The following is a 22,617-nucleotide window of genomic DNA, read 5'->3' as shown; positions in this document are numbered from 1 at the left end:
CCTGGTGATGACGCTGGCCGGCTGGGCGGCGGCCGCGGAATGGGTGCGCCGCCACCACGGCATGCCCCGCTCCACCGCGCTCTCCTGGGCCAAGGACGGATCCCGCGCGGACTGGGCCGAGTTCCGCCGGATGAAGCGCTACGGCTCCCACTCCGATGGCTGGTACGAGCGGGAAGCGCAGAAGCTGATGCGCGCCAACTGGTCCCGGATCCAGCGCTACACCCGCGAGCTGGTGCGCACCGGCCGTCTCCCGGGCAGCCACTTCAACTAGCCGCCGGGCCCTGCCGGGGTGTCGGCCCGGCAGGGCCCGGCGCTGCCGCTGTCTTCGCCGGGCTGCGCGGCCGGCCACCTGATTGCCCCGCGCGGCCCGGCGGCCCCACTTCGTTGACTGCAAAGGAGCTTCGCCATGTTCCTGCCTCGCCCGACCTGTCGGGCACCGACGCCTACGCCTGCCTCGGGGTGCGCGCCCGGCCGTGCTCACCGCGCGGACGGTGCCGTGCTCGCCGTCGGGTCACCCCCCGCGGCCGCGCTCGGCCTGATCCGCGCCGCCGCGCCCGGCGGGCTGGTCCCGGACCGGGCCGACGCGGCGGTGTTCCGGCTGCGCTGGTTCGCCTACACCCACCCCGGCCGCGACGGCGCACCCACGCGCCTGGCCGCCCCGGCGAGGACGGCGCGTTCCCGGTTGTCATCTGGCGCGCCGTCGACCAGGCCGCCGGCGCGATCCCGCGCCGCACCCACGCCGCGCTGCTGCCTGTGCTGGCGGTGGCGGCATGACCACCAACGACTCGGTGCCTGCACCGCGAGCTGCAGCGTCAGCAGGAAGAGATCGAACGCCAGCAGCGGGAAGCCGCGCAGAAAGGGGAGAACAAGTGACGTTCGCCAGCCCTACGTCGTAGCCGTCAACGCACCCGGGGTGTGGGTGCACGAGCTGCTCAGCGCAGAGCCGTTCTTCCCGATCGCCGACGTGGTCGAGGAGATCGCGGCGGTGTCGCAGGACACCGGCGTCCCGCTGACCGCCTACGCCCGCAGCACCAACGGGATCACCTCGTCGCTGCTGCTGGTGCGCGACCCCAGCCGCACCCACGGCACCCCGGGCATCGCCGACTGCGAACGCGCCGCCGCCGCACTCGCCGCCCGCGGCACCTGGCTCAGCCGGGGCCAGGACGCCCGCTCGTGCATGCTGCTGGCGCTCGGGCTGCGCGAGGGCTACGACCCTGCCGCCCGGGTGCACTCGCCGGATGAGGTCATCAACCGGGTGCTGAGCAAGGGTCAGGTGTGGTGCGGCTGGCCGGCCGAGCTGATCTCCGCCCGGCCGCAGCCCGACGGCCCCGCGCAGGTCTACCACGAACCGGGCGTGCTGGCCTTCACCGACTTCGACCAGATGCCCACCCTCGCCGCGATCGCCCACGACCTGCGCCAGGACCGGTTCGTCATCCACAACTGGCTCACCGGCTGGACCACCGCCTTTCGCCGCCCCGCCGGTCCGCACGGCACGTAGGCCGGGGTGATCGGCGGTGGCGGGCAAGGAGAAGTACAGCGCGGCCGAGGTCGCCGCGTGGCTGACCGAGCACACCGGCGCCGACACCACCACCGCCCGCCGCGCCGGGCGGACGGTGGCCGGGGCGTGGAACGCCCGCGAGTTCTACGCCTCGGCCACCTGCCCCGCCCTGGTGCGGCTGCTGCGCGCCGCGAAAGAGCCGCCGTCCGATGTGGACCGGCTGGCCGAGGCGCTGGCGCGGGCGTTTCGGGTGCACCTGCACGACGTCGCGGCCTGGGACCCCCGGCCCGACTGGCGAAAGGAGATCGACGCATGAGCGATGCCCAACGCGCCGCACTGGAACGGGTCGCGCTGGCCATGGCTGGCAGAGGGTGGGCGGTGTTCCCGATCATGCCGAACCGCAAGTGGCCGCCCGCCTGGCACCGCAAGGACACCTGCCCCGGCCGGGGCCCGTGCGCGGCGGAGCACGTGACGCCGGAGTCGCTGGCCACCACCGACCCGGAGACGATCACGCGGGTGTGGGCGACGGCCCCGTACAACGTCGCGGTGTTCCCGGGCAAGTCCGGCTGGCACGTCATCGACTGCGACGTCCGCAAGCCCGACGAACCGGCCGGCCCCGACGGCTGGGAAGAGCTGCAAGCCCTCGCCGCGGTGCGGGCGGGCCGCTGCCGTACACGTGGACCACCTCGACCCCCAGCGGCGGGCGCCAGCTGTGGTACCCGGTGCCGCCCGGGGTGCGGCTCGGCTCGACCGTCAAGTGGATCGCGGGGCATGTGGACACCCGCGGCTGGGGCGGCTACGCCCTCGCCCCCGGCAGTGTCCGCGAGGACGGGGCCTACGAGCTGCTCGACGACACCGACGGCCCGCCGCTGCCGGGGTGGCTGATCCAGGCCAGCGTCAAACTCCCGCCTGCGGGCAACTCGGGGCGAACCGAGAAGGCCGTAGCCGCCCCGAGTGCGTACGCAGCGAAAGCGGTGCGGGCCGAGTGCGACCGGGTCGCGGCGGCCCCGTCAGGGCAGCGGAACAAAGCCCTCTCGACCGCTGCCTATGCCCTCGGTCAGCTGGTCGGGGCGCGGCTGCTGGACAAGGACTACGCGCGGGCCGAGCTACGGGCCGCGGTCGCGGCCTGGAACACCCCCGACTCCGCCGTCAAGGACGACGGGGTGATCGAGACGGCACTCGCGGCTGGGGAGGGCAACCCCCGGCGGATCACCCCGCGGCAGGGCACCCGCCGCGCCGCCTGAGGACCAACCGTCTGCACACCAACGGAAAGCGAGCCATCTCATGACCATGCTCACCGTCGCCACGGCCACCCACGTCGGTGGCCGCCCCGCCAACGCCGACGCCGCAACCGTCGTCACCACCTCGCTCGGCACCGCCGCCGCGGTCGTCGACGGCATCGGGTCCGAACTGCGCACGTGCGCCGCGGCGCAGCTGGCCGCCGGAACAGCCGCGACCGTGGCGGCCCACCGTGGAGCACAGGCCGGGCTGATGGCGGCCGCGGACACGATGCCCGACTACCCCGGCGGCCCCAACGCGGTCGCCGCGGTCGCCTCGGTCGTGAACGGGCAGATCGAGATCGCCCACGTCGGCGACGCCGCGGTCTGGACCTACTCGGCCACCGCCGGGCTGCGCCGCTGGACGGTCGACCAGACCGCCGGGGAGCACATCCGGCACATGCTCGACAACCCCGGCCTCACCGACGCCGACCGCGAGGCGCTGGAACGGGTCGGGGCTGCAACGGAAGTCCTGGCCGACTACGTGCTCAACGGGCTGAAGTTCGCGACCGTGTCGACGATGTCGTGGACCCCGCTGCGCGGCGAGGACGCGGACGTCGAGCTGATCATCGTGACCAGCGACGGCGTCCACAAGCCACTCGCGACCGGACAGATCGAGGAGCTGGTGCGGGTGTTCCACGACGACCCGCAGAGACTCGCCGACGTCCTGGTGGAGGTCGCCGTGTTGTACGAGGCCGGCAAGCACAACCCGGCCTCGGATAACGCGACCGCGGCCGTGATCGCCCTGCCGCGCAGGCAGGCCGCGTGAGGCCCACCCTGTACGCCACCATCGGCCCGGCCGGCGCCGGGAAAACCACCTGGCGCCACCAGCACGCCCCGCCCGGAGCCACGGTGATCTCCCTCGACGAACGCCGCTCCGCGCTTTCGCCGTGCGGGTGCTCGGCCGACCCGTCGGTGAACGCCGCCGCCGTCGCCGACGGCACCGCCGACACCCGGGCGGTGCTCGCCGCGGGCGGGACGGTCGTGTGGGACGTCACCAACTACCTGCCCCGGTTCCGTGCGCACCTGCTCGACCTCGCGGCCGAGTTCGACGCGGCCACGGTCGGGCTGGTGGTGCTGCCGCCGCTGCTGACCGTGCTGGCCCGCAACGGCGGCCGCGACGGCCGGATCTGCGCCGTGTGCGGCATGGCCCGGCGGGTCCCGGACCCGGTCGTGTGGGCCATGCACGCCGCGATCACCGACGCGCTGCCGGGCTTGCACCGCGAGGGCTGGCACACCCTGCACTTCCTGTCCCTGCCGCCGTACCTGCACCGTCGACACCACGGAAGGACACCCTGATGGCCGCCATCGTCCACCGCTGCGCCTGCACCCACCTCGACAGCCACCACCGCGAACACCCGCTCACCGACGACACCCGCCCCTGCCTCGCCTCCGGCTGCGACTGCGCGGACGCAGACCTGCAGGCACCGGAGGTCATCCCGACCTGGCACGCCGCCAGCCCGACCGCGCAGGCCGAGCCCGACCCGGTCGTGATCGAGCCCGGCACCGTCGACGGCCCCGGGCTGGGACGGCTGTGCGACTGCGCGGACTGCTGGAACCTCTACGAAGCCGGAAGCGAGGCCGCGTGATGACCCGCACCCTCACCCCGCCCGAGGACCAGCAGATCCCCGAGCGGTGGCGCAGGTACCCGCGCACCCCGGTCCCGCCCGAGCAGACCACCCTCACCACCGTGAGCCTCGCCATGACCGTGGGCACGCAGCCGGTCGCCGGGGAAACCACCGCGATCCCCGGGGTGCTGCTGGTTCCGCACGTGACCGGCGAGCCGTTGCGCTACACCGGGAACTGGCGTCTCGTGCACGCCGCGTCCGGGCTGTGCGTCTGCCCGGCCGCGCCGATCGCCTACGCCCGCGAGGTGGCGCAGTGGTACGAGCAGGCCGGGATCGACTGGGACCGCCCCGGCGCGGTCATCGCCGACGACCCGGCCACGCAGCGGACGTACCTCGCGCTGATCACCGACCTGCAGGACGCGCGCCACGAACACCGGCCGCTGGTGTACGCCCGCACCTCGTGGGTGCCCTGGCCACCCCAGTGGCGAATCTGGCAGGACGGCAAGCCCGACCCCGGCGGGTTCGACACCTACGCCGATGCCGCCGCCATGGCCGAGTGCGCCGGGCCCGGCGACGGGGACGCGCAGATCCGCCGGGACACCACCTCGCCGGGCTGGGCCCTGCGGTGCGCGGCCCCGTCGTGCCGCGACAGGCACGCCTGGTTCTTCGACGGCTGGGACGCCTACACCACGCCGCACGTCGCCGGGCGGAACGCGATCGAGCGCGACGCCCGCGCCGTCGGCTGGCGCGAACACGACCCCCAGCACTGGGTCTGCTCCACCTGCACCGACCAGCACCACTGACCACTAAGGACACCAGAGAGGGCCGGGCACCGCGCGTGCCCGGCCCTTCCCGTGCCCGCCTCCCGAAAGCGAGCCCGCGCCATGACTACCACCCACCCCGTCGCCGCGCACCCCACGTTCACCGTGCTGGCCGAGGTCGCCGCCGAACGCACCCGGCAGGACACCCAGTGGGGCGAGCAGAACCACCCCGACGGCACCGGCCCCGACGTCGCGCTGACCGGCCTGTCGCGCCGCGCCGCCGACGCCGCCCACACCGCCCGGTTCGCCACCGAGCTGGCTCGCGCCGAAGGGCGCCTCACCTGGCTGCACATCCTGCGCGAGGAGGTCTACGAGGGGCTGGCCGATGACGACCCCGCCGCGCTGCGGGCCGAGCTGGTGCAGATCGCCGCCACCGCGGTCTGCTGGATCGAGGCCATCGACCGCCGCGCCGGAAAGGTGACCGCCTGATGCGCATCCGTGTCGAGGGCACCGAGGCCGAGATCGCCGCAGCAGTCGCGGTCATCACCACCGTGCTCGACGTCCAGGAAGCCAGCGGCTTCTACCGCAACCGAGGCGCGTCGAAGCTCGGCCGCGTTTACCTGACCGTCGTGGCACCGGCCTCGCCTGCCGGGCCGGTGCAGGCCACCGCCGAACGCGCCGACCGACCCCAGAGCAACAGCCGCGTCCCGACCCGGCACCGGAAGGAGATCCGCTGATGACCGTCACCACCTACCACGAGTTCGCCGGGTTCGGCGGCGACACCACCGGCGTCCTGGCCGTGCCCGGCACCGAGGGCGTCCTGGCCGCCAACCACAACCCCGACGCCATCGCCACCCACGCCTACAACCACCCCGGCATGGATCACTACGAGGGCGACATCGCCAAGGCCGACATCGGCAAGTTCCCGCGGGTGGACTTCTTCTGGGCCTCGCCGTCGTGTCCGCCGTGGACGGACGCCCGCGGCGAGAAACGCGACTTCGACCAGAGCACGCAAGGGGTGCTGTTCGATCCGGTGACCGGGCCGCGGGCGCTCAACCCGGAGACCGCGCGGGCGCGGGCGCTGATGGAGGAGATCCCGCGCTACCTCAAAGCCATGGCCATCCGGCGTGCGCCGGTGCTCGGGGGCGTGGTGGAGAACGTGGTCCAGGTCGTGAAGTGGGACCAGTTCGCCCGGTGGCGGCGCGAGATCGCCTTCTACGGCTACCGCACCAAGGTGATCGCGCTCAACGCCATGCACGTCACCGGCCCCACCCTCGGGAAGATCGCGCAGTCCCGCAACCGGTTCTTCCTGGCCTACTGGCACGTGAGCCTCGGCCGGGACCCGGACTGGGACAAGTGGCTGCGCCCCAAGGCGTACTGCCCGGTCTGCGACCAGGTCGTCAGTGCGGTGCAGGTGTTCAAGAACCCCCGCAACACCATGGGGATCTACGGCATCCGCCACGGCCAGTACGTCTACCGCTGCCCGCACCGCACCTGCCGACACCAGATCGTCGAACCCGCCGTGCTCCCGGCCAGCACGATCATCGACTGGTCGCTCGACCCCGGGCAGCGCATCGGGGAACGGGTCGACGACCACGGCCGACCGGACCCGCTCACCGAGAACACCATGAACCGGATCAAGGCCGGGCTGGCCCGCCACATCGGGGCGCTGCTCACCCCGGCCGGCGGGACGTGGCGCCAGCACGCCACCAGCGTCGGCGAGCCCCTGCCGACGCGCACCACCCGGGAGACCGACGGGCTGGTGTGCCCGCCTCTGCTCGTGTCGTGCGCCGCGCGGGCCGGGGTCGACACCGCCAGCACGATCCTCGAACCGATGCGGACGCAGACCTGCCGCCGGGAGACCGCGGTGGTGGTGCCGCCGTTCATCTCGATCCAGCGCAACGGCGGCTCGTTCAACGCCGCCTACCCGCTGGACGGGCCGATCCCGACCGTCTCGGCCGGGGGCAACCACCACGGCCTCGTGGGCCCGCCGACCGGCGAGGCGGGGCAGGCGTTGCTGATGGCCTACTACGGCAACGGCGGCACCCAGCTCACGGACGACCCGATCGGCACGCTGACCACCCGCGACCGCTACGCCCTGGTGGGCGGCACCGCGCCGGTCGAGGCGTGCACGTTCCGGATGCTCGAACCGCACGAGATCGCCGCCGGAATGGGTTTCCCTGCCGGCTACAAGGTGCCGCCGAAGGTCGCGAAGTCCAAGCGCAAGTGCGTCCGCGGCTGGGGCAACGCCGTCCCGCCCGGCATGGCCGAAGTCCTCGGCTCGGCCGTGATCGAGGCCATCACCGGCGAACCGCTGGAACCCGCCGCGTAAGCGCGGCATGCATCACCCGCACGACGGAGAGGGAACGCCATGGCCAGCACACCCGCACAAGCCCGGTCGCTGTGGCCGCTGGGCAACACGGGTCGCCCGCGGCTGCGCATCGGTGAGGACCCGGACGCCATCCGCATCCTCACCGGCGCGCTGGACGACCGGATCATCCCGGACACCTACGTGTCCGAGGGCGCCCCGGTGGTGGTGGAGGAGATCTCCGGCGCCACCGAGGACACCGAGGCCGGGGATGCCGACGTGGCGTTGCCCATCACCGCCTCGGTCCTCAAGCCGCCGCTGCTCGCCTCGCTGCTGGCCGAGCACGCCGAGGTGATCGACGTCAAACGCGAAGGGAAAGAAGTGGAAACCACCCCGAACGCCACCGTGCTCAACGCTGTGTTGGCCCGGCGGTCATGGCCGAAACTGCCGGTGCTGCACCGGATCATCTCCACCCCGGTGCTGCGCCGGGACGGAACCCTGTTGCAGGACCCCGGCTACGACCCGGCGACCGGGTTCTACCTGGCCGGCAACCAGCACCTCGGCCGGATCCCGGAACAGCCCACGCCGGGCGAGGTGGCCGAGTCGCGGGAGTTCCTGCTCGACCGGTTCCTGCGGGACTTCCCGTGGCGCAGCGACGCCGACCGCGCCAACTACCTGGCGCTGCTGGTCACCCCGCTGATCCGCCCCTACACCCGCGCGTTGTCGCCGTTCGGGATGATCGAGGCGTCCATGCCCGGCTCGGGCAAGACGATCCTGGCCGGCTGCGTCGGGCTGCTGGTCGGGCAGCGGGTGCTGACCTGGACCGACTCGGAGGAAGAGCTGCGCAAGGCCATCACCACGGTGCTGGCCGACAGCGTGGGGGTGATCGTGTTCGACAACCTGGCCGAGGGCGCCATGGTGAACTCCGCCGTGCTGGCCCGGCTGGTCACCGAACGGAACTGGTCGGATCGGCGGCTGGGCACGAACTCCGCGGCGAACTTCATCAATGACCGGTTGTGGCTGGCCACCGGCAACAACCTGCGCACCGGCGGGGACATGGCCTCCCGCTCGGTGTGGGTGCGCCTCGACCCGAACTGCCCGCGCCCGGAGGCCCGCACGGGGTTCACGATCCCGAACCTCGACTCGTGGATCCTCGACCCGGGCAACCGGGCCACCGTGCTGCGGCACGTGCTGATCCTCATTCTGGATTGGACGAACAACGGCGCACCGACCGCCAGCGCGGTACCGCAGATGCGGCAGTTCACCCCGTGGGCCCGCCACCTCGGGGGCTTCCTGGAACACCACCAGGTCGGCGGGTTCCTCGCCAACGCCGACTCCGTCCGCGAGCTGGATGAGGAAGACGGGGAGTGGCGGGCGTTCCTGATGGCCTGGGACGACATCCACGGCGACGTCCGGCTGACCTCCCAGCAGCTGCGCCAGTCCGGCGAGCCGACCACCGGGACCGACCCGTGGGCCGGGACGTTCCCGACCGACCGGGCCGGAAAGCCGCTGTCGGTGAAGAGCCTGGGGTGGCGGCTGCGTGGCCAGATCGACCGCTGGCACGGCGACGTCGTGCTACGCAGCGCAACCGACAAGCACCTCAACAGCAAGCTGTGGTGGGTCGAGCGGCAAGCGTCCTAGGAGCACAGGCGGCGAAAAAACCCGCAAAACCCGCAAACCCGCAAACGATCACTCCGTAGGGCTGTGACCAGGGAAAAGAGGCTGGCAGAGGGAGGCGGGTTTTTCGTCCGGGGTCGGTGGAGAAACCCGCAAAACCCGCGGGTTTCTCGGGTTGCCGGGAGAAACCCGCACCAAAACCCGCCAGCAAACCCGCTGGTCAGAGGCCACTTTGCGGGTTTGCGGGTTTTGCGGGTTTCTTCCAGCCCCCGCCGCCCCAGCGCTGCTACCCGCCCCTACCTCTCTGCCAGCCTGCCCAGCCCGGCAAGCACCCACCGTAACCGAATCACGCCGCCCGACCCGTGTCCGGCGGCGCTTCACCAGGCCCGACCGCGGGCGTTTGGAGGTCATCACGCCATGGCTCCCGCCAACGACATCGCCGCACTCGTGACCACCCTCGCCCAACTCGCCGAACGACTTGCGGCAGCCAAGGAGGCAGACGCGCAACTGCACTCGCGACCGATGCCCCCTCGCGTCCTGTTCACCGTGGCGGAAGCCGGTGCACAGCTGGGTGTGGGCCGCACCACCGCTTTCGCGCTAGTCGCATCCGGCGAACTCGAATCTGTCCAAATCGGACGGCTTCGAAGGGTGCACATCGATGCCATCCGCGACTACGCCGCCCGGCTGGTCGCCAACGCCAAGAAACCTGACGCCGCCTGAGAAAGGGCCCACCTGTGGCACGCAGCCAACGTCCCAAGGGCACCAAAAACCCCGATGGGCAAGGAAGTTTCTACTACAGCGAATACGACGGCTACTGGCACGCCCGGGTGACCGTGGGCGTCAAGGACAACGGCGATCCCGACCGACGGCACATCAAACGGCGTGACGAGGACGAGGCGCGCGACGCCTACCGAGAACTGCTGAATCAGGTCGAGAAGGGAGAAGTGCTCAAGCCTGGCGAGTCTTGGACAGTCGAGGCGTGGCTGATCCACTGGGTCGAGAACATCGCCCCGATGACCGCCCGGTACAAGACAGTCGTCGGCTACAAGACGGCCGTCTACCGTCACCTGATCCCGGGCGTGGGCCGGTACAAGCTGACCCCAGGCCTGGGCAAGCGCAGGGGAAAGCCCATCGAGCCGGAGCACTTCGAGCAGCTATACCGCAAGATGCTGGCGGCCGGGCTCAAGCCGGCCACCGTGCACCAGGTTCACCGCACGGCCCGCACCGCCTTCCAGGTCGCCTTCGACCGCAAGAAGATCTTCCGCAATGTGGTGGCGATTGCCAGGGCCCCGAAGGTCGAGGAAGAGGAGGTAGAGCCTTTCGAGCCCGAAGACGCGCAGGCGATCATCGAGGCCGCGCTCAAGCGCCGCAACGGCGTGCGGTTCGTGATCGCCCTCGCCCTGGGGGTCCGCCAGGGCGAGACGCTGGGCTTCAAGTGGCCAGCACTCAACCGGGAGCGCCGAACGCTGCGCATCCGCAAGGCTCTGCAGCGGCAGAAGTGGCTGCACGGCTGCGATGACCCGCATGAGTGCGGCGCGGCCTACCACAAGACGGCGCCGTGTAAGCAGCCGTGCAAGCGGCACACGCGCCCGTGTCCGCCGCCTTGCCCGCCGACCTGTGTCGAGCACGCACGCAAGTGCCCGCAACGCCACGGCGGCGGCCTGGTCGAGGTGGACGTCAAGTCACGGGCCGGGCGCCGCACGTGGCCGCTGCCTGACCAGATCTTCGAGCTACTGATGCGGCACGAGCAGCGCCAGGCACGCGAACGAGACCGGGCTGCGGACCTCTGGGAAGAGGGTGGCTGGATCTTCACGCAGGAGAACGGCCGGCCGATCGACCCGCGCGCCGACTACGAGACCTGGCGCGAGCTGCTGGCGGAGGCCGGCGTCCGGGAGGCCCGCCTTCACGACGCCCGACACACCGCCGCCACGGTCCTGCTGCTGCTCGGAGTGGACCCCCGAGTGGTGATGAAGCTCATGGGCTGGTCGACCGAGGCGATGCGACGGCGGTACCAACATGTGACCGACGGTATCCGGGAGGAGGTGGCAGGCCAGATCAACACGTACTTCTGGAAGGACGGCGCCTGAGACCCGTTGAGACCCTTTGTTGAGACCCTGGATACGAGACAGGCCCCCAACCCGATAGGTTGGGGGCCTGTCTTCGCAGGTAGATAGTGTGGCCAGGGCCGGGGTCGAACCGGCGACCTTCCGCTTTTCAGGTCTTGGGTTGTTGGTTCAGCACGGTCCGCGGAGAAGATCGATGCAGGTCAGCGCCTATTGAAGTCGGCACCGAACCCCCATGAACGGCAGTGGCTGAGACCCCCATTGAGCCCCTCCCAGCCTGGGCCGGGTGCAACATGGGAGCCGCGGACATCAACGCAGAGTGATGTCAGCACGGCCGGTAGGCCGTGATGCGGTGACCCTCGCCATGCTGCTGCGTCAGGGTCAAGTGGCCAAGCTGGGGCCCCGGATCGGGTCCGGGGACGCCAGCGAGGCCGCCGAAGTCGAGGGCGCAGGCGTCCACGGTGAGCGTGCTGGCTGGCCCGGGTTGGGTGGCCTGACCGGGCAGCCAGAGGCGGTTGACGTACCCGCTGGGGTCGGTGACCCGGGCAGCGAGTGCCCGGATGGCTCCGGCACAGTCGCCGCCACCTTGAGCGTCGGCGAGCTGACGTTGCGCGTCCGGGCTGAACACGAAGCACGCATCGGCGACCGCTTCGGGCGTGGGCCGGGTGATTCGTTCGGCGAGGAAGTTCACCATGCTGGCCGGGGTCCGCGGCAGGATGCGCGCCACGGCCTGTTCGTGCGCTTGGGCCTGCTGCTGACGCTCGACCTCGGCTGCCTGGGCCGCGTGCACCGCGAGCACCACCGCGGACGTCGCCAGCAGTGCCAGGCCGGCCACGGCGGCGGCAAGCACGTGCGTCCGGCGATGCTGCCACCAGCCCAGCCACGTTCCGGCGACCGCCGCGAACCCGAGCGCCCCGATTCCAGCGAGCAGACCCCACCACCACGGGTTGACGTAGCTGAGCAGGGCAGCATCGACCGCCAGCAGAGCCGTAGCGGTCATGTAGGCCGGCCCCAGCCGCTGACGAACTCCCGCCAGGGCGAGCACTGCGAGAAGTCCCACGCCGATTGCCCACGGCCACCACGGCCAGCCCGCCAACACCCCGAGCGCCAGCCCGGCGACGGCAGCACCCGACAGCAGTGGCCATCGTGCGGCCCGCTCAATCGCCGCCCAACGTGCCCGCCACGCCTCATCCCGCTGCATCGCCCGGCGGCCGGCTGCCTCCCACTTGTCGAAGATCGTTCCCTCGCCCATGTCGCCAGGATGCCCCGGTGAGCTGTGCGGCGTCGACCACCGCGGATCGTCCGTCATATCCAGGTGGACCCCCGCCCACCGGAGACGCAGGCTCAGCACGCTGCTGCTGGACGCCGATCGTCGGCGACCCGCGCCGCGGCCCAGTAGCCTGAACGAGTCACCGATAGGAGAACGGACGGCATGACACAGACCGGTCCCGCGCTCACGCCGGATTCCGCTGAGCGTGCGCTACGCGAAGCGTGCCAGGTCGCAGACCTCGACTGCGAATCCGCCTCCCTTATCCGCATGGGCGAAAACGCCATGTTCCGCTTGCAGCGCGACGTCATGGCGCGGGTGGGGCGCTCCGAAGAGGCCAGTCGCAAAGAGATTCGAATTGCCGCATGGCTCGAAACCGCCGACTTCCCGGCAGTCCGACTCGCCCGGCAAGCTCCGCAGCCAGTCCTCGCCTGCGGATTCGCTGTCACATTCTGGGAGTTCATTCGCGAGAGTAATGAACCGGTTGAATATCAAGATCTCGGCGAGATACTACGTCAACTGCACAATCTCCCCTCGAACGACACTCTCGCATTGCCACAATTCGAGCCTTTCCCCAAGGTGGCCGCACGCCTCGATCGGGCAAATGGAATTCCGGATGCCGACCTATCATTCCTTCGCAATCGGTCAATTGAGCTAGAGGCGAAATTCGAAGAACTCGATTTTGTTCTACCTCTCGGTCCAATCCATGGTGACGCGCATAACGGAAACCTCATGCGCGACGAGAATGGCATCGTTCGCCTGATCGATTTCGAGGATTTCGCATTCGGGCCACGCGAGTGGGATGTTGCCGTTGCGGCTGTGCGATACAAGGCATTCGGATGGCTCGACAAGGCGTCATATGCGGCATATGTCAGAGCCTACGGATTCGATCCGACCAAGTGGGCAGGCTTCCCTGTACTTCGCGCTATTCGCGAGCTAAACATGACGACATGGCTAATGCAACGAATGGGCGAGACGGATGAGCTGGACGCAGAGATCCTTCATCGCATCTCGGATCTACGCAATGAACAACTGCCGCGACAGTGGGGAATCTACTGACCCAAGCAGACTCTCGGTCTGTTCCGTGAAGTCGCGCACCGCAGACTCGGAAGAATGACCGCGAAGGCGCTTGCGGAAGTCGTGCAAGTAGGAAACGACACGGAAAGACTTCAGTTGCACGGCGGTGTCGACGACCCCTTGCGCCACTTTCACGGCTTCTTCTATTTCGTTAGCTTGAAGGTGCCCCGTTGCCAGTACTGTTCGACAGAATGAAAGGCTGCGGACATAGAGGTTTTTAGACGAAGAAATGGATTCCGCAGCGTGATGCACCGCCAAATCGGCCTGCCCTAAGTCTCGATAACAGTGGGCAAACTCGGCATGCAGCTCTGCATTGTCGAAATACGTGATCCATTCCGGATCCTTTTCGGGATCACTTTTTCCGAGCCATTGCTCGGCGGCAGCAAGTGCTGCAATCGTTTCCGCAGTCTTTCCCATTGACGCCAGCGCTCGGGCTTCCATCGCATAAAAAAGGGCATTGGTCGTCGCAGTGGCGTGGTCCCGAGCGCCAAATGCCGCACCGCGGGCGAGATGAACGGCACGTTCGAAATGTCCGAGAAAGTTTGCCTGATGACTCATCCCTGCGAGAATTCGCCCACACAACGCTTTATCGCCTGCCGCCCGCGCGAGCCTGAAAGCCAGAAACAGGTAATGCTGAGCTGCGCCGTGCTCGCCGATGTCGTATGCGGTCCAGCCCGCGAGCCGCGTAAGGGCCGCTACTTCTCGGAAGTATTCTCGTCCTATTGCGGTACTGGGTGAAACCGCGGGTAGCAGTGGAAGCACTTCCGTCTTGAGAAAAGTACCGACCATCGGTCGAGGTCGACCGCCGCCGTACCTGTAGTCCGCGTTCGCGAAGTAGGCCGTCGCATCCTTCACCACTTCGACGTCGACTTCGCCGATCGGTCGTGGCTCGACCGGAGCGTGCGGCTCGCTGTCCTCACCGTACGTCCACCGCGTCAGCAGACCGTCCCATGCCTCCGGCACGACTACCAGGCCCCCGGTCGCCGCGCCGTCGCGCAGCTCGTATGCGGCGAGCCGTTCGAGCGACGTCACGGTCGCTTCGATAGTCTCGGGGTAGTCCAAGGGGGACTCGTCTGGGGTGTTGCCCGGCCGGCCGCCGCCATAGCCGACGTCTTCGAGTGTGAGGCGGCGCTGGAGGCGCCCACTCAGCGCCTTAACGAGCACCTGGCAGGTTCGCGCGTTCGGACGCCTCGTTTCGCCGCTCAACCACTTGGCCACATTCGTGTGCGACGGCGCGATGGGCTTCCCGTTGTCGCGCTCGCTGATCATGCGCATGTGGTGCGCGAGGCTCTTCTGGCTGAGCTGGGCCTCCCGCATCAGGGCCGCCAGCTGGGTGTTCGGCACCCTTCCCTGTTCGTTCATCGCCCCTCCTCACCCCCAGTTAAACACAGGTGATCGGCAGGGGGCACAAACCGGACTCCTCCGAATGTGCCCCCCCTTGTGCCATGTGCCCCCGCTTGCGCCCTGATGTGCATGGGGGTCCATCCGCGAATCTGGTTTCAGCAAGGCGGCCCGGTCCGAACCGGACCAGCCAAACGACCACAAAGGAGAGATCATGGCGAAGAGTTCGTTCCCTGGGTTCAAGACCGGCGGCGGGGGCTGGAAGAAGTTCCTTTTCGGGCTGACCGTGCTCGTGGTGATCGTTATCGTGATCAAGTCTCCGATTGAGGCTGCCGCGGCCGTCGACACTGCCGCCGACAAGGGCGACGGCGCCCTCGACAGCTTGATCCAGTTCGCCCGCGCACTGTTCAACGGCTAGCCAGGACGGCGTTCCAACGTCTCGACACGCTCACGCAGGTCAGCCAGTTGGGCCGCAAGCTGGCTCAACGTCAGCGGCTCCGCCTGTCCCGCGTTCTCCGTGACGAAGACGCCAATCGACTGGCGCGCCACGAGGCGCCCTTCGTCCTGAAGGACCTTGAGCGCCCGTTGAACGGTGGCGACGGCGATGTCGTACCGGCCGGCCAACTCGCGATGAGTTGGCAGCTTGTCGCCCGGCTTTAGCTTCCCTTCCCGCATATCCCTTCGGATCTCGGCTGCCACTACTTCGAAGGGCGCTTGCCCAGCAGAGCTGTCCATAGCTCCAGATTAGTCCGCTTGTATCAGGTTGGGCTAGTTCACTCGATCGGCCTATCGTGCCTTTGAACTCGCTTGCGCTAGATTGAATGAGTCAACGACGGAAGGAACTGCCGATGAGGAACGCACGACCGAGCCGCCGCCAGATCGAGGCGGCGACGGATGACCTGGACTTCGACTACTTCGCGGACACGACCGGCCTGACTGGTGACGGCGTCCTGGCCGGGGGCTTCGAGGGTGGGGCCGAGCTGGTCGACCTGTACGCGGAGATGGCGGAGATCGAGGCCGCGCTGGCCGAGCTGGAGGCCCCGGTGGCCCGGGTGTACTCGCTGCCGGTTGTGGCCTCGCGTGAGCTGGGGGAGGTGGCCTGAGATGCGGAGCAGCACGGTTCGTGGGCTGGCGTTGTTCGCGGCGTTGCAGGCGACGTTCGCCGACATTCACCCGCTGTGTGACCAGTGGCTGCAGTCCAGTGAGGACGCGGCGGGCAAGGGCAAGCCGGGGCGGGAGGGTGCGCGGCACTGCGCCCGGCACGTGGCCAGCTACACCGCTGGTCAGGTGGGTGCGGCGGTGGCGGTGACGCGGGTGCTCGGGTTCCGGGTGCCGCTGCGGGCGCTGGCCACGGGGGTCGCGATCAACGCGGCCACGCACTACGTGATCGACCGGCGGGAGCCGCTGAAGGCGCTGGCGCGGCTGGCGGGGCAGCAGGGCTACGTCGAGCACGCGACGGTGCAGCGCCGCGACGGCGTGGTCGACGCCGCCGGGCCGGGGACCGCGCTGACGGAGCTGGACCAGGCCGCGCACCGCGCGATCGGCGTGGCCGCGTCGCTGGTCACCACCTGGATCGCCCTGCGCTACGGGAGGCAGTCATGACCGACCGCCTGTTCGTCCCGGCCGCGTTCGCCGGGCTGCTGGCCGGGATGCCGCCCGCGACGGCGTCGGCGTTCGACCGGCTGGACTGGCTGGACCGTACCTACGAGCGGCTGCGCCGCGAGGTCGCCGGCCCGCACGGGCTGAGTGCGATCCGGCTGGCCCAGTGGATCGACCAGGTCCGCCACGCCACGCACCGCGAGTTCTTGCAGACGATCGCGGCTGCCGGGTTCGGTCTCGCCGCCTGACCTGACCCACCACCGCGTTCCGGCGCCTTTTCCGCGCCATTCAAGCCATTCCGCATTCGTCCCGGGGCAGCGCCATGCCTGCTTCCGGCTGCACCGCACGAAAGGGACCGCTCATGACCGCCACGCTGACCACCGTGACCGCGGCCCGGTTTGCCGATCTGGCCGACACCCTGACCCGCAACGCCGCGCTGCTGAGCGCGGCCGGGCTGCCGGAGGTCGTGACCGGGGTCCGGGTGGCCGTCTACGGCGATGTGGCGGCGCAGCTGCGGTTGCTGGCCGAGGCCGAGCCCACGGCGGCCGAGGGGAACCCGCTGGTGCTGGTGCGTGAGGACGGTCCGGCGGTGGTGGCGCGCCGGTTCGAGATGCTGGCCGGGCTGCTGGCGGCCAACGCCCGGGTCCTGACCCGCGGCACCCGCGACGCGGTGATGCACCAGCGGGCCGGGGTCTACCGCGACGTCGCGGCGCAGGTTCGCCTGTTGGCCGCCGCGGAGCGGGAGGCCGCGATGGCGTCCCGGCCGCGCACCAGCCGGCCGCCCCTGTCCAACCTGGCCGGACCGTGCCCGGTCGCGGCAAAGGCGGCGAAGCGGGCACCGCGGGTGCGGCCGGAGTTCCTGGACGCGCTGGTGGCCGCGATCGCCAAGCGGCGCGCGCAGGGCTGGTCGGTGGCGCGGCTGACGCTGTGGCTGCGCACCACGCTGCGGGACCCGCAGACCGGGGCGGTGCACCCGTGTGCGGAGCGGTCGTTCGTCTCCTACGTCACCGCTCTGCTGACCGCCGCGCCGGTTCACCAGCTGCGCGCGGCCTGATCTTCTCCCTTGTTCTGCTCCACCCCCATTGACGGAAGGACGTGTTTCACCATGGGCGTTTTCAAGAACGCGGTGCGCGCCAACGCCTCCGACGAGGCGGCGACCGCGACGGCGCTGCGCGACAAGGCCGAGGAACACGAGCGCAACGGCAACTACCGCCAGGCCGCCGTCTACAACAACGCGGCCGCCAAGGCCGACGAGCGCGCCGACGTGTGGCGGGACCTGCTCCGCTGACCCTCCGCCCTCTCTGCCAGCCCTCTTTCCTACTCCTGAAAGGACATTCGCCGTGTCGCTGCTCGGTTCGCTCGCCACCAAGATCGCCGCCCGCCTCGACGACCGGACCCCGGTGTTCTACGCCGCGGACATGGTCGCCTTCACCCTGCGGGGTGGGAAATGGCACGTGCTGGTGATCCAGCGCGGCTGGAACCCGCACAAGGGCAAGCTCGCCCTGCCCGGCGGTCACGTCGAACCGGACGAGACTGCCCAGGAGGCGGCGGTGCGGGAGCTGGCGGAGGAAACCGGCGTCGCGGTGCCCGCCGGGGCGTTCGTGCGCCAGGTCGGGGTGTTCGACGCTCCCGGCCGCGACGCCCGGGGCCGCTACGTGTCGGTCGCCTACGCCGTGGTGCTGCCGGAGGAGGCACCCGACCCGGTCGCGGCCGACGACGCGGCGGCGGCGGAATGGATGCCGGTTCGGGTGGCGGTCAAGGTGGCGCGGGCGGGCGGGTTCGCGTTCGACCACGACCGCATGCTCTCCGCGGCGATCGTCGCGTGCAACCTGCCGCGGACGCTGCGCACGGAACTGGACCTGCGGGAGGAGCCGTGACACAGCTGCTGTTCCCCGCCACCGTCATCGTCGACGACCGCGGCGAGGTCGAAGGGGTCTGGGAGTACACGACCACCGACCCGTGGGCGGTCACCCTGCACCTCGGCCCGGTGTCGTGGCTGTTCGCCCGGGATCTGCTGCGCGACGGCCTCGCCGCTCCGGCGGGGACGGGCGATGTGCAGGTCACCCCGGACGTCGGCGGCGACCGCGATCGGGTGCTGGTGTGGCTGTGCCTGACCAACCCGGCGGTGAAGCTCTCGGCCGCCCGCGGCACCGTCACCAGCCTGCTGGACGCCGCCTACGCCCTGGTGCCCGCCGGATGCGAGGCGGGCGCTGTCGACTGGCCGGCCGAATGGGCGCGCCTGGCCGACGGCCCCGCCACCGCCGCGTGACCCGGCCCGCTCTCGCGCACCACCGCACATCCTGCCCCTCATCGAATGTCCGGAAAGGACAGGTGTCTTCGCCATGCCCGCCAACACCCCCGACCACAACGACGACGGTTCGACGACCCCGAACCCGCCGACACCGCGCACGCTGGTGTGCGGGCAGTCCGGCCCGATCGAGCTGGCGATCTACTCCCACGACGACGTGATCGAGGTGATCGCCGACGACTCTCTCGAATACGGGGAAATCACGCTCGCCCCCGCGGCCGGGGACACCAGCCGCGAAACCGCCGCCTTGATCTCGGCGGCCACGATCGAAGCCGAAGGCCGCCGCTTCACCCTGCGCATGCCCCAGCCCGAGGGCGCCGGAGGCGGCGCGACGGTAGTCCGCTCCGACGGCCACGTGAGCATCCAGGCCGGGATCGTGACCGGGTCGGTCGTCGGAATCCAGTTGGGCACCATCGACGGCGACATGGTCGTCGGCGACGGCGTCACCATCGTCAACGGCACCGTCATCGCCGGTTCCGGCCGCTACACCGTCACCGGCGCCGGGGCGGCCCGCCGGGGCGGGCCGGTCCGGATTACCGCCCGGGTGGCCCCGGGGTCATCGGTGATCCTGTCCGGGGTCACGCCGCACCTCACGGCGACCGGCCCGCTCGGGTTCGTCGACGTCGAGACCACGGCGGGGAACCTCGCGTGCGTCGATGCCACCACGGTGCGGGTGAAGACGATGTCCGGGGACGTGCACACCGCCCGCGCCGCGGAGGTGTCGGTCCGCACGGTGTCCGGGTACGTGATCTGCCGGGAACTGGCCGGGTCGGCGCAGATCAAAACGGTCTCCGGCGACATCACCGTCGACGCCGCCACCGACTCGACCGTGCGCGCCCGCTCCGTCTCCGGCGACATCGCCCTGACCGCCCCAGCCGGCGTCGGCATCGACGCGACCACCCGCACCGTGTCCGGCACCGTCACCCGCCGGGACCGCGCCTGACGCTGACCATCGCACTGCTGATCGTCGCGGCGGCCGGAATCTACGTCGACCACCGCAAACAGCCCTGAACACCACCAAACCCCGCACTCTCGAAGGAGCTTCGTCATGGCCCGCAACAAGAACAACAACACCAACGCCCCGCAGACCTGCACGGTCTGTTCGTCGCCGGCCACCACGGTCTACGCGGGTGACCCGATGTGCGCGCCCCACGCCGCGTCCCGTCAGGAGCTGGACGAACGGCCCTGCTTCCGCCTCTACGGCCCCGGCCCGCACACCCGCTGACCCTCCACAATAGACACCGGAGATGACTGCCGCAATGACCGACCAGAGTGGATCGGGCCTGTTCGGCCCGGTCACCGACAACGAACGCCGCCGCTGGCAGATCCAAGGGCACGCCGCGCTGGCGACGGTATTGCAGCGCGCCAGCGCAGCCGGGCTCACGCCGCTGCACTGGACCCTGAGCGACACCGGCCACTTGCGCGGCACGGTACCCGTCCTCGACCACACGGCCGAAGACGTGACCGCAATCTACGTCGCGTGGGCTGGCTTCCTGGACCTGGCGACCCGCCGCACTGCCCCCGGCGACCACGGCACCGTCCACCTGTCCGCGATCGGCGACATCCCCGACCGCACCGGCCGGCTCGGCCACCCGGTCGTGATCTCCGCCGACCTGCGGCCCGCCGACGACACCGAACAGGAGAGCTGACCATGCGCCGCCGCAAGGAACCGTTCCTGCCCGACGAGATGGACATGTTGGCCGACGACGTCGCGGTCCTGCGCAGCATCGGCCGTGATCTGGCCGCCGCGATCCGCGGCGTCATCGCCGATCACCGGGAAGCCAAGGCCGCCAACGCATCCGAGACCGAAGAGAGCCCGTCATGACCGGACCCGAGCACTACCGCGAGGCCGAGCTGATCGCGGAGATCCTGACCAGCGGCAAGCACAACAACGCCCTTCTCACCGCCAGCGACATCGCCCGCTTCGACGCGGCCGGTTCGCTGCACGCCCGGCTGGCGCTGGTGAATCTGCTGGCGGCTTCGATCACCGGAGACGAGCTGGCCGGGCGGGCGGACATCGACCGCGCTTCGTTCGCCACGGCCTGGGAGGCGTGATGTACACACCGGACGGTATGCCGCCGAACCCGGATGCGGCGTTGCTGGGGACGCTTTTGGAGCGCAACGGGACGTGGGCGCTGCTGCGGGTGTTCGCGGCGCTGGCGCTGTTCCTGGCGCTGCACCTGATCCGGATTCCGCTGGTGGTGGCGGCGCGGATTCTGGCCGGGGTGATGGCCCGGCTGGACGCCTACGCCACCCGCCGGGTGTCGACGCCGCCGCGCGGCCCGATCAACCAGTTCTTCGACCCGCACAACACCCACCCGAGTCCCGGCCCGCCGCCGGGCCGGATGCACTGGGAGGTCGCTCATGCCTGAACGCAACGACCCGGCCCCGGCCGCCGTGCCGCGGTGCAGGACCCGCACGGACGCGGCGGTGGCGTGGACGACCGGCCACGCGGCCGAGCTGGCCGGCGTGGCCGTCCCGCTGATCGGCGGGGTGCTGTTCACGCCGTGGCTTGACCTGGTGTCGGTGGTGTGGGCGGCGGTGTGGGCGGTCAACGAGATCCGGCTGCGCCGCACCACATCCACCGCACGCCAGTTCGCGGTGGCTACCCGTCCGGCCCAGTCCGCCCTGACCGCCAGCGCCGCGCCCGCCGGGCGCGCGACCGAGGACACCGACCGGAAGGAGGCCAAGGCATGAGCTCCACGACCACCACCCCGGCCGACGGCCACGCCGATCTCGCCCGGACCCTGACCGAGATCGAACGCCAGCTGGCCGCCAACGACCTGCCCGCACCGGTGGAACCGGACCCGGCCGAGCCGGAGCCCGCCCCGGACACGGCCGATGGGGAGAACGAGCCCGCGCCGGACCTGCACCCTGGGGTCGCCGGCCGGGCGCGGCGGTCCGGGATCACCCGCCGGGTACGGCGGCGGGCTGCCGAGCACGCCGAAGCGCACCAGCTTCTCGCGCTGGAGTCCGACACCGCGCCGTTCGCGGTCACCACCGAGAAGGTGCGGGCGCGACGCAAGGCGGTCGAGCAGGCCGCCGCGCTGTGGCGGCTGGACCGCGACCCGCGGGTGCTGGCCTACCGCGACGCCCGGGTGCGGCGGCTGGTGCTCGCCGTGGCGCTGGTGTCGCTGACCCTGGCGCTGGCCTGGTCGACGGCCGGGGTGCAGGCGTTCGCCGCCGAAGGCGCCCCGGCCGGGAGCCCGCGGTGGTGGTTCGCGTGGCTGGCGGAGCCGTTCTGCTCGCTGGCGCTGCTGATGGTGGTCGCCGGCCGCGCCTACCTCACCACCCGCGGCCAGCCGCTGCAGGACAAGGCGGTCGACCGTACGGAGTGGGTGTTCCTCGGGCTGACGCTCGGGATGAACGCCTGGCCGCACCTGCCCGGCGTCGCCGACGCCTTCACCGTCTCGGGGCTGGTGCTGCACCTGCTCGGCCCGGTCGTCGCCGTCGCGGTCGTGCGGTGCCTGCCCCGGCTGCTGGCCGCGTTCGCCGGGCTGGAGCTGCCCGACGACGCGGTACCCGCTGGGCCCGGCGAGGGCCCGGAGCAGGCGGCGACCCCACCTGGCGAGGGGGAGGGACCAGGCGGGATCGCCGCGCTCGACCCTACGCAACCGCCACCCGGCTCGCCGGTCGCTGAGCGCGGCGGCACCCGCCCGGTCCGCGCGGTCCCCGCGCGGCGCACGCCGCCCGCGCGGCGGTCGACGCGGTTGCCGGAGCCCAAGCGCCGCACGCTCGATCAGCTGCGCGAGGAGTTCAAGACGGCCCTCGCGGCCCGGCCGGCCGGGTTCGATCCGGACAACGGCGAAGCGATCCGCCGCACCTTGCGGTGCGGCAAGAAGTTCTCGGTGCAGCTGCGCGACGACTACCGCGCAGGCCGCATCGGCTGACCCCTCCCCGCACTCGCTGGGCAGGGCCAACCGCAACCCCGCC

The 22,617-nt window shown here is 70.7% G+C and carries 33 protein-coding genes and 2 pseudogenes; 31 read left to right on the top strand and 4 right to left on the bottom strand.

Going from position 1 to position 22,617, the window contains the following annotated elements; translation table 11 throughout:
- The 10 genes and pseudogenes from BLW76_RS48440 to BLW76_RS10590 all read left to right on the top strand — a co-directional run.
- Positions 1-271 (top strand): hypothetical protein (locus tag BLW76_RS48440; protein ID WP_167384553.1); only part of this gene is annotated, 271 nt, incomplete at its 5' end.
- A gap of 648 nt (positions 272-919) precedes the next feature.
- Entirely contained in the window at positions 920-1,498 is a 579-nt protein-coding gene (locus BLW76_RS10625; protein WP_091305758.1) for a hypothetical protein, read from the top strand.
- Between the two features lie 16 nt (positions 1,499-1,514).
- Positions 1,515-1,814: a hypothetical protein gene (locus BLW76_RS10620; RefSeq protein ID WP_091305737.1), complete on the top strand. Its 300-nt coding sequence runs from the start codon at positions 1,515-1,517 to the stop codon at positions 1,812-1,814.
- Positions 1,811-2,089, top strand: a pseudogene (locus BLW76_RS49540) (bifunctional DNA primase/polymerase); the annotation flags it as partial. The gene BLW76_RS10620 and the pseudogene BLW76_RS49540, both read left to right, overlap by 4 nt.
- Complete coding sequence (locus BLW76_RS10615) at positions 2,017-2,742, top strand: bifunctional DNA primase/polymerase (protein WP_244170129.1); 726 nt, start codon at positions 2,017-2,019, stop codon at positions 2,740-2,742. The pseudogene BLW76_RS49540 and the gene BLW76_RS10615, both read left to right, overlap by 73 nt.
- A 40-nt stretch (positions 2,743-2,782) precedes the next feature.
- On the top strand, positions 2,783-3,544 hold the full coding sequence (locus BLW76_RS10610) for a hypothetical protein (protein ID WP_091305734.1): 762 nt from the start codon (positions 2,783-2,785) through the stop codon (positions 3,542-3,544).
- Complete coding sequence (locus BLW76_RS10605) at positions 3,541-4,074, top strand: AAA family ATPase (RefSeq protein WP_091305732.1); 534 nt, start codon at positions 3,541-3,543, stop codon at positions 4,072-4,074. Before BLW76_RS10610 ends, BLW76_RS10605 begins: the two co-directional genes overlap by 4 nt.
- Complete coding sequence (locus BLW76_RS10600) at positions 4,074-4,364, top strand: hypothetical protein (RefSeq protein ID WP_091305731.1); 291 nt, start codon at positions 4,074-4,076, stop codon at positions 4,362-4,364. Before BLW76_RS10605 ends, BLW76_RS10600 begins: the two co-directional genes overlap by 1 nt.
- Positions 4,364-5,146 (top strand): hypothetical protein, encoded by a 783-nt coding sequence (locus tag BLW76_RS10595; RefSeq protein ID WP_091305729.1) that lies wholly within the window; start codon positions 4,364-4,366, stop codon positions 5,144-5,146. The genes BLW76_RS10600 and BLW76_RS10595 overlap by 1 nt, the downstream gene beginning before the upstream one ends.
- Before the next feature lie 81 nt (positions 5,147-5,227).
- Positions 5,228-5,593: a hypothetical protein gene (locus BLW76_RS10590; RefSeq protein ID WP_091305728.1), complete on the top strand. Its 366-nt coding sequence runs from the start codon at positions 5,228-5,230 to the stop codon at positions 5,591-5,593.
- On the opposite strand, the pseudogene BLW76_RS50775 reads toward BLW76_RS10590, so the two are convergent.
- Positions 5,575-5,823 (bottom strand): annotated as a pseudogene (locus BLW76_RS50775) (hypothetical protein); the annotation flags it as partial. The gene BLW76_RS10590 and the pseudogene BLW76_RS50775 overlap by 19 nt on opposite strands.
- Before the next feature lie 17 nt (positions 5,824-5,840).
- On the opposite strand from BLW76_RS50775, the gene BLW76_RS10580 reads away from it, so the two are divergent.
- The 4 genes from BLW76_RS10580 (at position 5,841) to BLW76_RS10565 (ending at position 11,116) form a co-directional block, all read left to right on the top strand.
- Entirely contained in the window at positions 5,841-7,436 is a 1,596-nt protein-coding gene (locus BLW76_RS10580) for a DNA cytosine methyltransferase (protein WP_091305724.1), read from the top strand.
- 39 nt (positions 7,437-7,475) lie between these two features.
- A complete protein-coding gene (locus BLW76_RS10575) occupies positions 7,476-9,053 on the top strand; it encodes a hypothetical protein (protein WP_091305723.1) in 1,578 nt (525 codons plus the stop codon).
- 393 nt (positions 9,054-9,446) lie between these two features.
- Positions 9,447-9,749: an excisionase family DNA-binding protein gene (locus BLW76_RS10570; protein ID WP_091305721.1), complete on the top strand. Its 303-nt coding sequence runs from the start codon at positions 9,447-9,449 to the stop codon at positions 9,747-9,749.
- A gap of 14 nt (positions 9,750-9,763) precedes the next feature.
- Entirely contained in the window at positions 9,764-11,116 is a 1,353-nt protein-coding gene (locus BLW76_RS10565; protein ID WP_091305720.1) for a tyrosine-type recombinase/integrase, read from the top strand.
- 301 nt (positions 11,117-11,417) lie between these two features.
- Here BLW76_RS10565 and BLW76_RS49535 read toward each other — a convergent pair whose 3' ends face one another.
- Positions 11,418-12,344: a hypothetical protein gene (locus tag BLW76_RS49535; RefSeq protein WP_244169987.1), complete on the bottom strand. Its 927-nt coding sequence runs from the start codon at positions 12,342-12,344 to the stop codon at positions 11,418-11,420.
- Positions 12,345-12,524: 180 nt separating this feature from the next.
- On the opposite strand from BLW76_RS49535, the gene BLW76_RS10555 reads away from it, so the two are divergent.
- The gene (locus BLW76_RS10555; protein WP_091303716.1) at positions 12,525-13,418 is read left to right on the top strand and encodes a phosphotransferase enzyme family protein; all 894 of its coding nucleotides are present in this window, start codon (positions 12,525-12,527) and stop codon (positions 13,416-13,418) included.
- Here BLW76_RS10555 and BLW76_RS10550 read toward each other — a convergent pair.
- Positions 13,377-14,798 (bottom strand): NsdA family TPR-like regulatory protein, encoded by a 1,422-nt coding sequence (locus BLW76_RS10550; protein WP_244169986.1) that lies wholly within the window; start codon positions 14,796-14,798, stop codon positions 13,377-13,379. The two genes, BLW76_RS10555 and BLW76_RS10550, sit on opposite strands and share 42 nt — an antisense overlap.
- Before the next feature lie 193 nt (positions 14,799-14,991).
- Here BLW76_RS10550 and BLW76_RS10545 point away from each other — a divergent pair, with 193 nt between their 5' ends.
- On the top strand, positions 14,992-15,195 hold the full coding sequence (locus tag BLW76_RS10545) for a hypothetical protein (protein ID WP_091303714.1): 204 nt from the start codon (positions 14,992-14,994) through the stop codon (positions 15,193-15,195).
- Here the strand turns inward: BLW76_RS10545 and BLW76_RS10540 are convergent.
- Positions 15,192-15,512: a GntR family transcriptional regulator gene (locus BLW76_RS10540; protein ID WP_091303712.1), complete on the bottom strand. Its 321-nt coding sequence runs from the start codon at positions 15,510-15,512 to the stop codon at positions 15,192-15,194. The genes BLW76_RS10545 and BLW76_RS10540 overlap by 4 nt on opposite strands.
- Before the next feature lie 113 nt (positions 15,513-15,625).
- Between BLW76_RS10540 and BLW76_RS10535 the strand changes: the two genes are divergently transcribed.
- From BLW76_RS10535 to BLW76_RS10475, 15 genes are all read left to right on the top strand, one after another.
- Entirely contained in the window at positions 15,626-15,880 is a 255-nt protein-coding gene (locus tag BLW76_RS10535) for a hypothetical protein (protein ID WP_091303710.1), read from the top strand.
- A 1-nt stretch (position 15,881) separates the two neighbouring features.
- A complete protein-coding gene (locus BLW76_RS10530) occupies positions 15,882-16,379 on the top strand; it encodes a hypothetical protein (RefSeq protein WP_091303708.1) in 498 nt (165 codons plus the stop codon).
- Positions 16,376-16,624, top strand: a complete 249-nt coding sequence (locus BLW76_RS10525; protein WP_091303707.1) for a hypothetical protein — start codon at positions 16,376-16,378, stop codon at positions 16,622-16,624. Before BLW76_RS10530 ends, BLW76_RS10525 begins: the two co-directional genes overlap by 4 nt.
- Positions 16,625-16,737: 113 nt before the next feature.
- On the top strand, positions 16,738-17,430 hold the full coding sequence (locus tag BLW76_RS10520) for a hypothetical protein (RefSeq protein WP_091303705.1): 693 nt from the start codon (positions 16,738-16,740) through the stop codon (positions 17,428-17,430).
- A 51-nt stretch (positions 17,431-17,481) separates the two neighbouring features.
- Positions 17,482-17,664: a hypothetical protein gene (locus tag BLW76_RS10515; RefSeq protein WP_091303704.1), complete on the top strand. Its 183-nt coding sequence runs from the start codon at positions 17,482-17,484 to the stop codon at positions 17,662-17,664.
- 52 nt (positions 17,665-17,716) lie between these two features.
- A complete protein-coding gene (locus BLW76_RS10510; protein WP_091305754.1) occupies positions 17,717-18,253 on the top strand; it encodes an NUDIX domain-containing protein in 537 nt (178 codons plus the stop codon).
- Positions 18,250-18,645 carry an SsgA family sporulation/cell division regulator gene (locus BLW76_RS10505; RefSeq protein WP_167384480.1) on the top strand — a complete coding sequence of 132 codons (396 nt, stop codon included), beginning with the start codon at positions 18,250-18,252 and terminating at the stop codon, positions 18,643-18,645. Before BLW76_RS10510 ends, BLW76_RS10505 begins: the two co-directional genes overlap by 4 nt.
- 73 nt (positions 18,646-18,718) lie before the next feature.
- Complete coding sequence (locus BLW76_RS10500; protein WP_091305751.1) at positions 18,719-19,627, top strand: DUF4097 family beta strand repeat-containing protein; 909 nt, start codon at positions 18,719-18,721, stop codon at positions 19,625-19,627.
- Positions 19,628-19,732: 105 nt separating this feature from the next.
- On the top strand, positions 19,733-19,909 hold the full coding sequence (locus tag BLW76_RS48430; protein WP_167384552.1) for a hypothetical protein: 177 nt from the start codon (positions 19,733-19,735) through the stop codon (positions 19,907-19,909).
- A gap of 22 nt (positions 19,910-19,931) precedes the next feature.
- A complete protein-coding gene (locus BLW76_RS10495) occupies positions 19,932-20,333 on the top strand; it encodes a hypothetical protein (protein WP_143060603.1) in 402 nt (133 codons plus the stop codon).
- A 2-nt stretch (positions 20,334-20,335) separates the two neighbouring features.
- On the top strand, positions 20,336-20,509 hold the full coding sequence (locus BLW76_RS48425; RefSeq protein ID WP_167384551.1) for a hypothetical protein: 174 nt from the start codon (positions 20,336-20,338) through the stop codon (positions 20,507-20,509).
- Positions 20,506-20,739, top strand: a complete 234-nt coding sequence (locus BLW76_RS10490; RefSeq protein WP_091305748.1) for a hypothetical protein — start codon at positions 20,506-20,508, stop codon at positions 20,737-20,739. Before BLW76_RS48425 ends, BLW76_RS10490 begins: the two co-directional genes overlap by 4 nt.
- Positions 20,739-21,056 carry a hypothetical protein gene (locus BLW76_RS10485; protein WP_091305747.1) on the top strand — a complete coding sequence of 106 codons (318 nt, stop codon included), beginning with the start codon at positions 20,739-20,741 and terminating at the stop codon, positions 21,054-21,056. The genes BLW76_RS10490 and BLW76_RS10485 overlap by 1 nt, the downstream gene beginning before the upstream one ends.
- Complete coding sequence (locus BLW76_RS10480) at positions 21,049-21,381, top strand: conjugal transfer protein TraH (protein ID WP_091305745.1); 333 nt, start codon at positions 21,049-21,051, stop codon at positions 21,379-21,381. The genes BLW76_RS10485 and BLW76_RS10480 overlap by 8 nt, the downstream gene beginning before the upstream one ends.
- Positions 21,378-22,574: a conjugal transfer protein TraI gene (locus tag BLW76_RS10475; RefSeq protein ID WP_244170119.1), complete on the top strand. Its 1,197-nt coding sequence runs from the start codon at positions 21,378-21,380 to the stop codon at positions 22,572-22,574. The genes BLW76_RS10480 and BLW76_RS10475 overlap by 4 nt, the downstream gene beginning before the upstream one ends.
- Positions 22,575-22,617 lie beyond the last annotated feature (43 nt).

This window comes from Amycolatopsis tolypomycina (assembly GCF_900105945.1).
GTDB classification, from domain to species: domain Bacteria; phylum Actinomycetota; class Actinomycetes; order Mycobacteriales; family Pseudonocardiaceae; genus Amycolatopsis; species Amycolatopsis tolypomycina.
This window is presented reverse-complemented; position numbering and strand designations above follow the sequence as displayed.

Coding starts and splice junctions, on each gene's coding strand:
- BLW76_RS10610 (WP_091305734.1), top strand. CDS start 2,783: ATGACCATGCTCACCGTCGCCACGGCCACCCACGTCGGTGGCCGCCCC.
- BLW76_RS10600 (WP_091305731.1), top strand. CDS start 4,074: ATGGCCGCCATCGTCCACCGCTGCGCCTGCACCCACCTCGACAGCCAC.
- BLW76_RS10595 (WP_091305729.1), top strand. CDS start 4,364: ATGACCCGCACCCTCACCCCGCCCGAGGACCAGCAGATCCCCGAGCGG.
- BLW76_RS10590 (WP_091305728.1), top strand. CDS start 5,228: ATGACTACCACCCACCCCGTCGCCGCGCACCCCACGTTCACCGTGCTG.
- BLW76_RS10580 (WP_091305724.1), top strand. CDS start 5,841: ATGACCGTCACCACCTACCACGAGTTCGCCGGGTTCGGCGGCGACACC.
- BLW76_RS10575 (WP_091305723.1), top strand. CDS start 7,476: ATGGCCAGCACACCCGCACAAGCCCGGTCGCTGTGGCCGCTGGGCAAC.
- BLW76_RS10570 (WP_091305721.1), top strand. CDS start 9,447: ATGGCTCCCGCCAACGACATCGCCGCACTCGTGACCACCCTCGCCCAA.
- BLW76_RS49535 (WP_244169987.1), bottom strand. CDS start 12,344: ATGGGCGAGGGAACGATCTTCGACAAGTGGGAGGCAGCCGGCCGCCGG.
- BLW76_RS10555 (WP_091303716.1), top strand. CDS start 12,525: ATGACACAGACCGGTCCCGCGCTCACGCCGGATTCCGCTGAGCGTGCG.
- BLW76_RS10550 (WP_244169986.1), bottom strand. CDS start 14,798: ATGAACGAACAGGGAAGGGTGCCGAACACCCAGCTGGCGGCCCTGATG.
- BLW76_RS10545 (WP_091303714.1), top strand. CDS start 14,992: ATGGCGAAGAGTTCGTTCCCTGGGTTCAAGACCGGCGGCGGGGGCTGG.
- BLW76_RS10540 (WP_091303712.1), bottom strand. CDS start 15,512: ATGGACAGCTCTGCTGGGCAAGCGCCCTTCGAAGTAGTGGCAGCCGAG.
- BLW76_RS10535 (WP_091303710.1), top strand. CDS start 15,626: ATGAGGAACGCACGACCGAGCCGCCGCCAGATCGAGGCGGCGACGGAT.
- BLW76_RS10530 (WP_091303708.1), top strand. CDS start 15,882: ATGCGGAGCAGCACGGTTCGTGGGCTGGCGTTGTTCGCGGCGTTGCAG.
- BLW76_RS10525 (WP_091303707.1), top strand. CDS start 16,376: ATGACCGACCGCCTGTTCGTCCCGGCCGCGTTCGCCGGGCTGCTGGCC.
- BLW76_RS10520 (WP_091303705.1), top strand. CDS start 16,738: ATGACCGCCACGCTGACCACCGTGACCGCGGCCCGGTTTGCCGATCTG.
- BLW76_RS10515 (WP_091303704.1), top strand. CDS start 17,482: ATGGGCGTTTTCAAGAACGCGGTGCGCGCCAACGCCTCCGACGAGGCG.
- BLW76_RS10500 (WP_091305751.1), top strand. CDS start 18,719: ATGCCCGCCAACACCCCCGACCACAACGACGACGGTTCGACGACCCCG.
- BLW76_RS48430 (WP_167384552.1), top strand. CDS start 19,733: ATGGCCCGCAACAAGAACAACAACACCAACGCCCCGCAGACCTGCACG.
- BLW76_RS10495 (WP_143060603.1), top strand. CDS start 19,932: ATGACTGCCGCAATGACCGACCAGAGTGGATCGGGCCTGTTCGGCCCG.
- BLW76_RS48425 (WP_167384551.1), top strand. CDS start 20,336: ATGCGCCGCCGCAAGGAACCGTTCCTGCCCGACGAGATGGACATGTTG.
- BLW76_RS10490 (WP_091305748.1), top strand. CDS start 20,506: ATGACCGGACCCGAGCACTACCGCGAGGCCGAGCTGATCGCGGAGATC.
- BLW76_RS10485 (WP_091305747.1), top strand. CDS start 20,739: ATGTACACACCGGACGGTATGCCGCCGAACCCGGATGCGGCGTTGCTG.
- BLW76_RS10480 (WP_091305745.1), top strand. CDS start 21,049: ATGCCTGAACGCAACGACCCGGCCCCGGCCGCCGTGCCGCGGTGCAGG.
- BLW76_RS10475 (WP_244170119.1), top strand. CDS start 21,378: ATGAGCTCCACGACCACCACCCCGGCCGACGGCCACGCCGATCTCGCC.